The 11,736-nt window shown below is 70.1% G+C and carries 10 protein-coding genes; 3 read left to right on the forward strand and 7 right to left on the reverse strand.

What is annotated here, in order from left to right:
- Window positions 1-39 precede the first annotated feature (39 nt).
- The 3 genes from ACYQ8Q_RS44500 to tap all read right to left on the reverse strand — a co-directional run bounded on the left by ACYQ8Q_RS44500 (window position 40) and on the right by tap (window position 3,036).
- Window positions 40-234, reverse strand: coding sequence for an aldehyde dehydrogenase family protein (locus ACYQ8Q_RS44500; RefSeq protein WP_460060517.1), 195 nt, complete (start codon window positions 232-234; stop codon window positions 40-42).
- Between the two features lie 62 nt (window positions 235-296).
- Window positions 297-854, reverse strand: coding sequence for a telomere-protecting terminal protein Tpg (tpg, locus tag ACYQ8Q_RS44505; RefSeq protein WP_460060515.1), 558 nt, complete (start codon window positions 852-854; stop codon window positions 297-299).
- Between the two features lie 91 nt (window positions 855-945).
- A complete protein-coding gene (gene tap / locus ACYQ8Q_RS44510; protein ID WP_460060513.1) occupies window positions 946-3,036 on the reverse strand; it encodes a telomere-associated protein Tap in 2,091 nt (696 codons plus the stop codon).
- A gap of 505 nt (window positions 3,037-3,541) precedes the next feature.
- Here tap and ACYQ8Q_RS44515 point away from each other — a divergent pair.
- Window positions 3,542-4,222: a DUF4241 domain-containing protein gene (locus ACYQ8Q_RS44515; protein WP_460060510.1), complete on the forward strand. Its 681-nt coding sequence runs from the start codon at window positions 3,542-3,544 to the stop codon at window positions 4,220-4,222.
- Between the two features lie 1,102 nt (window positions 4,223-5,324).
- Here ACYQ8Q_RS44515 and ACYQ8Q_RS44520 read toward each other — a convergent pair.
- Window positions 5,325-7,085, reverse strand: a complete 1,761-nt coding sequence (locus ACYQ8Q_RS44520) for a S8 family peptidase (protein ID WP_460060508.1) — start codon at window positions 7,083-7,085, stop codon at window positions 5,325-5,327.
- A 170-nt stretch (window positions 7,086-7,255) separates the two neighbouring features.
- On the opposite strand from ACYQ8Q_RS44520, the gene ACYQ8Q_RS44525 reads away from it, so the two are divergent.
- Window positions 7,256-7,615: a hypothetical protein gene (locus ACYQ8Q_RS44525; protein WP_460060506.1), complete on the forward strand. Its 360-nt coding sequence runs from the start codon at window positions 7,256-7,258 to the stop codon at window positions 7,613-7,615.
- A 492-nt stretch (window positions 7,616-8,107) separates the two neighbouring features.
- On the opposite strand, the gene ACYQ8Q_RS44530 is transcribed toward ACYQ8Q_RS44525, so the two are convergent.
- The 3 genes from ACYQ8Q_RS44530 to ACYQ8Q_RS44540 all read right to left on the reverse strand — a co-directional run bounded on the left by ACYQ8Q_RS44530 (window position 8,108) and on the right by ACYQ8Q_RS44540 (window position 11,024).
- On the reverse strand, window positions 8,108-8,743 hold the full coding sequence (locus ACYQ8Q_RS44530; RefSeq protein ID WP_460060503.1) for a hypothetical protein: 636 nt from the start codon (window positions 8,741-8,743) through the stop codon (window positions 8,108-8,110).
- Window positions 8,744-9,007, reverse strand: a complete 264-nt coding sequence (locus ACYQ8Q_RS44535) for a hypothetical protein (RefSeq protein WP_460060501.1) — start codon at window positions 9,005-9,007, stop codon at window positions 8,744-8,746. It lies immediately after the preceding gene.
- A 118-nt stretch (window positions 9,008-9,125) separates the two neighbouring features.
- A complete protein-coding gene (locus tag ACYQ8Q_RS44540; protein WP_460060499.1) occupies window positions 9,126-11,024 on the reverse strand; it encodes a helicase associated domain-containing protein in 1,899 nt (632 codons plus the stop codon).
- 119 nt (window positions 11,025-11,143) lie between these two features.
- Here ACYQ8Q_RS44540 and ACYQ8Q_RS44545 point away from each other — a divergent pair, with 119 nt between their 5' ends.
- Window positions 11,144-11,728 carry a hypothetical protein gene (locus ACYQ8Q_RS44545; RefSeq protein WP_460060497.1) on the forward strand — a complete coding sequence of 195 codons (585 nt, stop codon included), beginning with the start codon at window positions 11,144-11,146 and terminating at the stop codon, window positions 11,726-11,728.
- Window positions 11,729-11,736 lie beyond the last annotated feature (8 nt).

The raw sequence follows: 11,736 nt of genomic DNA on the forward strand, positions 1-11,736 counted from the left end.
GGTTTCCGATCTGTTCGCGTCTGTTCTGGATGCCGGGGGTCAGATCGGGTAGTGCCGCTCGCCGGACTGGACGGTGACCCAGCGCAGTTCCGTGAACTCCTCCAGCGCGGCCCGGGAACCGAACCGTCCCCAGCCGCTGGCGCCGACACCGCCGAAGGGCATCTGCGGTTCGTCGTGCACGGTCGGGCCGTTGATGTGGCAGAGCGGAGCGAGCCTGGGCGCAAAGCCCGCCACGCCGGCCGCCAACTGACGTGCTCAGTCACAAAGCAGGTGCTGGGCCTACGGCCGGCTTGAGGTCAGTAGTCGAGGTCGAGGTAGTCGATGTCGTTGAGGGTGACGTCGGAGAGTCCCATGGCGCGGGCTCCGCCGTCCTGGAAGTAGATCTCTTTGAATCCCTCGGCGATGATCTGGCGCATCTGCTGGTCACCGGCGCCTGTGTCGCGGGCGTCGAAGAGGCGCTGGGCGTATTGCGGGGGGAGGTGGACGGTGAGGCGGCGCAAGCGTCCGTCGTCTGTGGTGCCGATCGGTGCGGTGTACCCGAACCGCGCCCTGGTCTCCACCGTGATCCCGCCGCTGCGGGCGGCTTGTTGCTGCCGGCGTTTGCGGACCCGGGGCTGCCATCGCTGCCGTACGGCGGCGTCGATCCGTTCGGCGATGGCCCGGGGCGGGTGCTTGCGTTCACCCTTGCGGTAGCGCTCCACCGACCGCTGGCTGACGCCGATCTCCTCGGCGACGGCCCGGGTCGTCTTGAGCTGCTTGATCAGGTAGCCGATCTGGCTTTTGAGCGTCCTGGGCGGCTGGCGGGTGAAGCTCTCCTGGCCGGCCCGCTCGATGGCGTCCTCGATCTCTGCCACGGCTCAGCCCTCCTCGGCGGTGGGGTCTTGGCCGCCCGTGTCGGCCGGCGGGAACCAGGTCTTGTGCGTCGGGCCGGTGTCGGGCACTGGCCTACTCTCCTTCGTCCAGGACGGCGTCGCCGCCCTTGATGTGACGGGCGGGGTTGTAGCCCTGTTCCATCACGTCGACCGCCCACAGCATGGTCTGGACGCCTTCCAGCTTGGCCAGGCCCGGCGTGGGCCCGAGGCGGAACCCGCCGGGCTGCGGCTTGCCGGACGCGGCGTACGGCAGGAAATCCAGCGGCGAGGCGCCCGGGCTGGGGTAGACGACGCAGTCGGAAAGCACGGCGAGCGGGTACAGGCCCGTCAACTTCACCATGGTGGTGAGCTTGCGGTGCATGTTGACCCGTGCCTTGGAGATGACGGCGGCACGGACATCCGGACGCCAGGTGGGGCGCTGCAGGGCCGGCCACCGCTCGCCCTCCTTGTAGCGCTTGCCCTGGGGGCGCTCGCGGAGTTTGCCGACGCCGCCCTTGACGGTGGCCTTGATGGCGGCGAGGACGGCCGCCATCGCGGGGTCGACGTCCTTGTGCCGCTCCATCGCGGCGAGGAACTCCACGTCCGTGAGGTCCTTGGTGACGCCGAGGTCGGCGAGAGTGTCGGCGTAGGCGTTTTTCAGACGGTCGTGCCACGGGTCCAGGTACGCGCCGGTCTCCCGGCGCAGATACCCCTCCAGCGGAGCGACGTTGTGGCCGAGCTCCTGGGCGTAGGCGACGGTGTGCGTCTGGTACCAGGCAGGTCCCGTCGGCCGCGAGCCGTCCGGCGTGAACGGCGAGGGCAGGCGCGGGTCCAGCCCGATGCGGGACAGGTCGACCAGCCAGCAACCGGGGATCTTCGGGTTGAACGCCGGGGCGCGAAAGTGGTCGGGCGCGCTGAGGCCGACGACCAGGCGGGCCGCGGCGGCGAGGAAGGCGGTGTTCAGGTCGAGGCCGACCGCGTACGGCAGCATGCACTCCTCATCTGTCAGCAGGCTGACGTCGCGCACCCACTGGTACGCCTCCTCGTTCAGGAACCCGCCGCTCCAGCCGCTGTCGATGACGACGGGGTGCTCGGGCGTGGCCTCCGGCGGCGCCGGGTCCATCGGGTCCGTCCCCAGCGAGCCGGGGTTGTGGCCGGGCACCCAGTTTCCGCTCGCTTCGTCGCGTACCGCGCGGGTGGGCGGGCGCAGCGCCGTCATCAGCTCCAGTCCGCAGACGGCCGTCGACCCGCGCGGGGGGATGACGCGGGTGGCGTACACCCCCAGGACGCGGGCGACGTCGGCCGGTTCCATCTCCGCCACGCCGGGCCAGGACCGCTCATCGAGGGCGTCCCACGACAGGATCGCCAGCTGCACGCACTGCCGCCGCGCCCCCTGCGCGTTGCGGTAGATCCTTACCCACGGGCCGAACCCGCGCTGGGTGAGCCGCCACTTCGCCTCCACCACCTGCTTGACCACCGGATGATCCTCCGGCAGCCGCAGAGAACGGCGCTGCTCGTGACCTTCCAGGTGTTCCGGGAGTCCGAGTTTCACGGCGGCCGCGGCGGTGAGGACGATCAGCGGGTCGCTGTCCTTGCCGTTGCGGTGCAGACGCGGCGCGCCCAGACCGGCCTCGCGCAGCGTCCACTCCACCAGCTCCACCACGGTGGCCGCCGGGCAGTCCAGCACGATCCCGTCGATGCCGTAAGCGGAGCCGTCACCGTCCAGCACGGCGAGCGGCCCGTGAGGGAAACCCGGGTCCAGCGCGGGCTTGGCCGCCTTCTTCACCGTTGGGCGACGCGACGCTGCGGCGGGCCGGGGGGCGGCGGGATGCGGTGCTTGCGCAGCCGCAACGTGGGGTGTCTGCGGGGCGTCCGCCGTCGCGGACGCGGCCGGCCCGCCAGAGTCCGCCGGCACCGCCGCGCCAGCGGCACCATGGGCCGGGTACTTCGCGGCCCACCCGTTCAGCAGCCGCTGGTAGGCATCCAGCCGCGGCGACTTCGGCTCGCTGCGGCCGTTCTCCCAGTTCTTCACCGACTGGGTCGTCGTCTTCAGCGCTGTGGCCAGGCGGGCCTGGGTGATGCCGGCGGCCTCACGCAGCCGGGCACGCTCCGCCGGAGGCGGCAGATGCGGCTCCTCGTTCAACAGAGCATCGACGGACGCGAACAGCTCTTCCTCAGATGCCACCCCTGCACCTCCACTCCGAAAGATCCGGAAACGTAACCACGAACTTATCCCATTCCTTAACCCGCTGACGGAGCGTGTTCGGCGCGCCTGGTGATCTTCGGGGTGGTTGCGGGTGCAGGGCCAGTGCTGGCTTCTGGGCGTACGCACCGCTTGCCCGCCCCGGGCCGGGCAGGCCCGCTTGTTGAGGCCGGCGACTGGGCGCGCTGCCCCGCAAGGTGTGCGCAGAAGACGAACGGCGCCACCACGCCCAGGCCCTGGACACGTGCCTGGCTCATCCGGATGACTGCCTGAGAGGTTGCGGACGAAGTCCGTCTTCTCCCCTTCGGCACCCTGGCCGCCCGCCCGGATGCTGCAGTGGTCCACCCGCTCCGGGACCTTGCCTCCAGGCACCGCCACCGCCCCTGCCCAGAGCAGGCGCTCCCGTGACGCAGCGCAGGAACGCGGAGATGTCAGTGCCTGCTTCTAGGATCCACCGGATACACACCGGTTCACGGAGGTTCCCCGCATGCCCATCACCGCGCCCGACTACTCCCGGTACTTCACCGACGGGACCTCCTTCGCTTGCGGACGCGACCTGACCGGAACGCTGTCCGTGGTGCGCGTGGGCGAACTCACCCTGCATTCGGGCCAGGTGGTGGCGTGCGACCCGTTCGTGTACCTGGGCAGCGGGGACGTACCACCCTTCACGGTCGCGGTGGAGCCCGGCCGTTACGCCGTGGACGCTGCCGTCGCCACGCTGGTTCGTCCAGGCGCGGAGTCGGGGCCCCACCCGCACACTCGCGTCGCGGCCGCCCGGCTGGTGATACGTGACGTGGAGGTGGCCGGGTGGGAGCTTGCGCTGCTGCCCGGACAGGATCCGGCGGAACTGGGTGACGAGCAGTACTTCGGCTACGGCGTGGACGCGGGTACCGGCTGCTTCTACGACGCCTCGGCCGAGAACGCTTTTCCGGGGACGGAGGACGAGGAAGGGGCGGTGTGGGCGGCCATGGAGTCTGCCGGGCACGGACCCGACGTCTTCATGGCCCAAGGCGAGGGCGGCCACAACCTCGCCGGGTTCACGTCCGGGTGGGGCGACGGCGCATATCCGACCTGGATCGGCCGCGCGGCGGACGGCAGCGTCGCCTGCTTCCTCACCGACTTCTTCGTCATACCCCACTCGGCCGAGGCCGACGCGCTGGCTTCGTAGCCCGCGGGGGCGGCGAAGGCCCGCGCCGCACGGCGGGTCCGCCGGTCGAACACGGCGGTCATACCGGAGTGCTCTTTCCAGCGCACCCGAACTGTGGCGCCTGGCAGCCGGGACAGAGGGCGAGGGATGACCGGCTGCACGTCCAAAGCGTCGCGGCTGCCCCACGCCGAGGTGAACCGCACCTCCTCGAAGGGGTGCCCGGGGCCGCGGTGAGGCGCCCGCCGACCTTCCGGGGCGCCTCCGGGCGCAGCCGGCCCGCCTTGCCCGAGGCGGCCGAGGACGAGTTGAGGGGCGGGTCAGGGTGCCGGGGACGGCGCCGATGATCGCTGCCCCCAGGCTCCGGCCCGCTCTGCCTGCGGGCCGCCCGCCGCCCGCTCAGGTGGTGGTGGGGGGCGACGGCGGCCTCCCTGGTGAGGCGCCTTCGTAGCCGGTCGCAGGTTCCCCCGAGCCCGAGTCCCTCGGAGTCCTGCGTGCGTTCCTGGCGATCGAGATTGACAGTCGAAGCCGGATGAGCGCGACACCAGCGCGTGCAGGTGTGCGCGGAAGGGGGGTGTCCGGCTCCTGCCGGGCTCGTGCGTGGGCGGACACGAACGCGTCCACCGCGTCCCGCGCCGGGCGCCGCCTGCGAGCCGTCCGCGGCGATGCCCAAGATCGGCTCGACATCATGATCGCAATGCCGGCCCCCGCGCCGCTACGGCCCTGGCCTACGCCGAGCCGCACCTGCTCATATCCACGCCCAGTGTCACCCGCTGGACCCAAGAGCACGACGGAGAGACGCCGCAGCGTGCACTCGCCCGTCACCACGCTTTGAACAGCAGTGAACAACCAGGCCACAAACGTGTGGGGGACCTCGCCGTTCGGCCGGAGCGTCCTCAGGGAGGCGCACGGTGAGCCGGGCACCGGCCCCAGGCCGTTCGCGGCCTTCCCGGACGCCTCCGGCATGGCGGCCCCGGCCGCGGCGTTCACCGCCGCCGAGGCCCCTGTGCCCTCCGCCGCGCAGCGGTCCGGCCCTGGCCGACCGCAGCCCGCCTCGTCCGCGGCCGCGGACAGGGAGCTGCCGTCGGCGCACAGCGTGCCGACGCGGGCGTTGCCCGGCCCTGCGTCAGAAGGTCAGGTTCCAGGCGTCGATCCTGCCTGTGTCGGAGGCGGCGTTGTCGTTGACGCGCAGCTTCCAGGTGCCGTTCGCGACCTCCGAGGAGGCGTCCACGGTGTACGTCTGGGCGATGTTGTCGGCGCTGCCGCCGGTGTGGTTGTGCAGCGTGTAGACGGTGCCGTCCGGCGCCACCAGGTCGACCTTCAGGTCACCGATGTAGGTGTGCTTGATGTCCACACCCACCTTGAGGGTGGCCGGGGCGTTGCCGGTCACGCCGGTCACGGCGATCGGGCTCTCCACGGTCGCGTTGTCGTTGACGGCGAAGTCCGCGAGGTTCTCGAAGTACGTGCCGGGCGGCGGGGTGGTCCCGACGGCCTTGAGGGCGTCGACCTGTCCTTCGCCGAAGAACGAGTTGCTGGCCGTCGTGCCCGTGCAGCGGCTGTCCGAGGGGCAGGCGATGTCGTTGGCCTGCTCGGCCAGCCTGGCGCGGAGCTGCGCCGGGGTGATGCCCGGGTCGGCGCTGGCGATGAGTGCCGCCACGCCGACCACGTGCGGGGTGGCCATCGAGGTGCCGCTCTTGCTGCCGTAGCCCCCGCCGGGGACGGTGGAGTACACGCTGCTGCCCGGCGCCGCGACGTCGATGACGCCCTGCCCGTAGTTGGAGAACGAGGCCTTGGTGACGCCCGTGCCGTTGGCCGCGACCGTGACCACGCCCGGCAGCTCGGTCGGGATGTCGAGGCAGGCGTTGGTGATGGTGCGGGTGACCGGCGTCGAGTCGTTCGGGCTCGCGGAGTCGGTCGTCTTGTGGGCGAGGTCGTAGTTCTCGTTGCCCGCCGCGGCGACCTGGAGGGAGCCCTTGCCCTCGGCGTACTCCTGGGCGCGCCTGACGCCCTCGATGATGGCGGCCTGGTCGATGTTGTCCGGGCAGTTGAACTGCCACGGGTCCGTGTAATAGCTGTTGTTGGTGACCTTGAAGCCGTGGTCACCGGCCCAGACGAAGCCGCAGATGGTGTTCTCGGCGAAGAAGAAGGAGTTGCCCGGCTCGGCGACCCGGACCGCGGCGATCCTCACCCCGGGGGCCACGCCGACGACGCCCTTGCCGTTCTTGGCCGCGGCGATGGTGCCCGCCACGTGGGTGCCGTGCGTGTCGACGTCCCGCCAGGCGCCGGCACGGGTGTCGGGCTTGCCGTAGGCGCAGGAGACCGAGTCGGCCGCGTCGAAGTTGGGCGCCAGGTCCTGGTGCTGGTCGTCCACACCGGTGTCCAGGATGCCGACCGTGACGGAGGCGGAGCCCGGGTTCACGGCCCAGGCCTGGTCGGCCTTGATCTGGCTCATGTCGGCCCGGACCGGTTCTCCGGCCGGGGTCGAGGCCTGGGCCGGGTTGGCCGGGAGCGCCGGGTCGTAGGCGTCGGCCGGGACGTCCGAGGTGCGCGTGGCGCCGACCTGCTGCACGCCGGCGACACCGCGCATGGCGGCGGCGAATCCGCTGGACGCCGAGTGGGCGACGATCACGCCGATGGCGTCGAAGTCCGAGAAGACGGTGCCGCCGTTGGCCGCGATCGCCGAGCGGACCGCAGAGCTGTCACCGGGGGCGGTGATCACGAGGTAGGCACGCGTGCCGGCCACCCAGGCCGCACTCTGGGATGCCGGCACGGCGGCCAGAGCGTGGGCCTTGGCGGCCGGCGCGGTGGAGGGGACGACGGGGAGCGTGCCCGCGAGGGCGCCCGGGGCGCCGAACGCGAGGGCGGCACCGAGCGTGGTCGCCAGCACCAGCGCGCGTCTGGGTCGGCCGGATATGGGGGGTATCAATGCGTCCTCCGGAGACGGCCCGGCCGCGCCGAGGGCACCGGCCGCGCCGTACGAAACGAATGGTCGATGCAAGATGTCAGGTACATGCCCTTGTACGGAAGTACCTTTCCGCGCAGGGACGTCATAGAGGCATGGCTGAAAAGAGACGCACCCCGGGCATCGAGAGGTCGAGACCTCTCAGGAGCCCGGCGACGCCGACCGCGCCCTGGCATACGCCGCCGACCAGGCGCCGGCCGTGCTGCCCGCACCGGAGCCGGACCCGACCCGAGGCGCTCCCCGGCCATCGCCGCCTCGAGGCCGTTCTGCACGAAGGGCCTGCGGCCCGCATCCACATCACCTACGACGGACCCACCACCGCCACCGATCCCCTCGCCCCCGCCGCCCGAGAGCAGTACACCACCGTCGTCCCCGCCCGGATCAGCGCCGGCACCTGGCCGCAGCCCGCACCGAGCGGACCCGCCCCGAACTCCCCGCCGACGCCGATGAGGTGACCGCGCCCAACATCCACGGAACCTACCTGCCCGCGCTCAAGACCCACCTGCCGTTCGGCCGGCCCGAGCACTCGACCAGCAACCAGCACGACCGGCGCGGGGCCGGCTTCCACCGCGGCACCAGCGCCCCGGCGGAAGCCGCCGCGGACTGCCCGACCGTAGCGAGCCCCAGCTTCCGGGCGTGTCGGGTCGGAGGGATGTCGTCCCGCTGCTTGTCCCCCTTTTCCTCACGGGAGCCTCATACACAAGTCGTGCCGGCGGGGGAGAACACCACCCGGCCGGTGCGTTGCTGCAAGCAGGGCCGATCCGAAAACTCGTACATCCTTTGGGGCGCGGCGGCGGTCGGCGCGGCGTCGGCTCCGAGGCCGCACTCCAAATGACTCAGAGCCGACATCAAACATTTTGTCGGCCCAGCCGACGCCAACTAGAGCCAGCCACATCAGGTGCAGGTCAGGACTGACGCCCAGGGCGGGCCTCCGAGCGCCGAGCGGCTCAGAGGGTACGCAGCGTGGCCTCAACCGCCTCCACGATGCCGTTATGGGCTGCCGGCTCCACCCGATGGGCTCTGCCTACGGGGACCGGGGCCTGCTCCGCGATGCGGTCCAGCACCCGCAGGAAGTTCTTGTCGGCGGTGACAAACACGTCGCAGTCCGGCAGGTAGGAGGCGTGTTGGACGTCAATGGAGTTGCCGTCGGTCACCTTCATGTCCATCTGTACGGTGTCCGCCGCCCACCGGAGCCAGGCGCGTGGCATGTACGCGGATTCCACCTCATACAGCCAAAACCGGTTGAACGCCTCCCGGGAGTCACACATAGCGCGTAGGTCTACCCGGGCGCCGACCCAGTCGGCGTAAGTAGTCTCCTCCTGCGTGAGCACAGATCGACGGCTCCTCGCGAAGGCATGCCAGTACACCTCCTGGCTGTACGGCCGCCATGCCGCGACCCATTCGTCAGATGGCCACCCTGCCCGCTGTTCGATCGGGGTCTCCTCACCCGGGGCCAGCGTGATGCGGGAGAGGCCGCGGAGATCGAAGCCGGCCTCGCGCCAACGCCCCCGCTGTTCCTTCTGGTTATCCACGACAAAGCGCACCGTGCGCGCGGTCCGACGGGCCGGTTCCGCGTCGCGCAATCAGTCGTGGTGCTCCACCGCCTCCCGCCAGAACATCTTGGTCCAGTACGTACGCCATGTCGCCTCACGTCCGGTGTCGGGCACTGCCCGCATCCACTCCGGGTGCAAACGGCGCACTTCGGAGATGACCTCGGCACCCTCCCGGTCGGCCTCGCTGCACAGCCGTTCGTCCGTCGCGGTCGTGATGGCCTCGATGATGGCCGCCCGCATGTCCGAGTGCGGATGCTGCAGCACCTCCAGCAGGACGCTCGGCGCGGTTACCACGCGATGCCGAGGAAACGAGCGACCGTCCTGAACCGGTCCCCGGCCCTCGCATCCCCCACATAGGACCAGATGTTGTTGTCGAGCATGATCCTCACGCTGCCGTTCCCCCTCGAATGCCCTACGCACTCGCCCATTCCAGACCGAGGTTGGCGAGTGTGGCGAGTTTGTCGGTGGTGAGCTTCGCACGGCGTCCCTTCTGGTTCATGATCCAGACTCCGAGCTTGACCTGGGTGCCGTCTTCCAGCCGCTCTGTGTGGCCTCTGGGGACGGTCACGGAGCCTTCGCGGGCCTTGTACTGCGCTAGGGCTGCAACGCCCCGTTCGAAGGCTCCCACGGGTGTCGTGGACGGCTTCGTGGGCACTTCCGGCTCCTGGGCGAGCGGTGTGATGCCGAGCTGCTCCAGGCGTTCGCGCTGCCCGTCCATCAGCCCCTGCCAGACGGCGGGCTGACGGTTTTTCGTGAGCCATCGTCCGATGTCCATTCCGTGGCAAGTCACGCCGGGCAGGACCTCCGCTCGGCCCTCTTCGTCGCGCACGAGCTCGCGTAGTGCGGCGTAGTGGCGTTGCCAGTCCGCTGGCCATGCCGGGTTCCAGTCCTCGTCCACGGCTTCCAGCGCCGTCTTCCATTCGGGGTGGCCGTCCAGCGCACCAGGACGCCGCAAATTCGCAAGCCACATCCCCAATGGTCTATCCAGCGCGGTCGCAGTGCGGGGGGCGCAGAGCGTCCAGTGCTGGTCGTAGTACGTCCTGGCCGCTTCCAAGTTTTCCTGGAAGCGTTCGTCGGCCGGTGACCAGACCATGCCGAGTTGTTCGAGCCGCCTCGCGCGTTGGCCGGTCATCTGCCCGGCTGCGTAGGCGCGTCGTTGTTCCGCGACCCATTGTCCAAGCGGTGTCGCGCCCTCGCGGTGTCCGTAGGGCACGCGGGCGCTCCCCTCGCGCTCGACGTACGTCTTCAGCTTCGCCCAGCCGCGGGCCCAGTCCTGGCGTTCGGTGTCGATGACGTTGAAGGAAACCCAGTCCGCGACCATCATGGGATCCCTGGGGGCGGCGAAACGGAGCAACAAGCGGGATTCTTCTTCGCCGTCTTCTGGCGCGACACCGATGTTCACGGACGGCTGCGCGACGTCCTTCTGCGGCTCCTGGGGGATGGCGAGCAGTTCCACGGCCTCTTCATCGTGGGCCCGCAGACCTTCCAGGACTTTCACCAGGGGCCGGTAAGAGCCGGAGGTGAACATGTCCTCGGGCTGCTCTCCGGGCTGGAGGAAGACGGGCACGATCAGGGAGGCGAGCTTGCCTTGTCCGGGCTTCTGCCGGAGTGCCCGGCCGATGGCCTGGACGATGTCGTGCGGCGCGCCCTTCGGGTCCAACAGGGCGACTGAATCCACGCTTCGAATATCGACGCCCTCGCCCAGGACACGACAGTTCGAGAGCACGGCCCGCTGCGCCGTGGTCCCGAACGAACCCAGGACCTCTCGCCGGCGTTCGGGGACGTGCTCACCGCACAGCCAGTCCGCCCAGATGCGCTTCGGGTAGGTCTCGGGCCGGTCGGCGTGCAGCTTGGCCGCGACCCGCTCCAGGCCCTCCGCGTACGCCTGCGCCTCGATAGTCCGGTGGTGGAAGGTGATGCACGTCGACAGGTCGTGCTGCGCCATCGTGTGCAGCAACGCGGCCTGGAGGGCTCCGAGGCGCTGCCCGCGGACCTCTTCGGTGTGCCGTTCCTCGCCCATCAGCCGCTCGGGCGTGACGACCGGGTCCTGGAGCTCCAGGACGATGATCTGGAACCGCGCCAACAGGCCCCGGGAGATAGCAGAGGCGAGCGAGAGCTTGTAGAGGACGGGCCCGAAGACCTTCTCGTCATCCATGCTCGCCGCCATCTCCCTCGGCAGCGGGTCACGCCCCCCCTCGGCAACCTCGCGGTTCAGCCGCTCCTCCCAGATCCGCGGCGTCGCCGTCAGGTACAGCCGCCGGTACGCCGGGATGACGGTCTGGTCATGGATGTCCGCCCACGCCTTACCCATCGCCCCACTTGTCCTGTGGGCCTCATCAATTACCGCGAGGTCTACCGGGTCCAACTTCTGGCCGTAGACGCCCTCTGACAAATCCGTTAGTGATCACTAGGTGAGTGATGCGCTGACCTGTGGATCTAGTGATCGGTGCAGGATTTCTCTATCGCTGCGTGGTTCAGGTGGATTGGTCTGTGCTGGTCAGGGGCTGGCGGGTCGTGCCTGAGAGGCGGCGGCAGGGCCAGCGCGTGGCCTTGGTCGTCGAGGCGATCCGCCGCCTGTCTGGGGGCTGTTACGCGGTAGCGGTGTTTCCCGGAATGGGTGAGTACCCCGAAGACTGTGAGCAGGTCACCGAGGCCTATCGGCTCCAGGCGAAGGAGGAGATCGCCGCACTGTGGGAGAGCATCGGCTTCCAACTGTTCCGCCGCGGGGTATGGCTCCTGGACACCGCCCTGCGCCGACCGGAGAACTCATGCAGGCCCGCCGCGCTCAACTGCGCGCGCTCGGCACGGCCTTCCAGTAGTCCGGGTCCGTCTGAGAGCGGCTCGGCGGACACCACGGCTGACGCAGACGGCCCGGGTCGTGCCGGGGAGGCCGTGTACGATCCGGCTTTTCCTGCGGGCGCTGGTCTGGTTCGGGCAAGCCGTGACCGCAGCGAACGGCTCCCGCCCCCGAAGTTCGACGAACTGCCGTATGTACGCACCGTGGCGGCCGACTGAGGCGGATC

The organism is Streptomyces sp. YKOK-I1 (assembly GCF_054660435.1).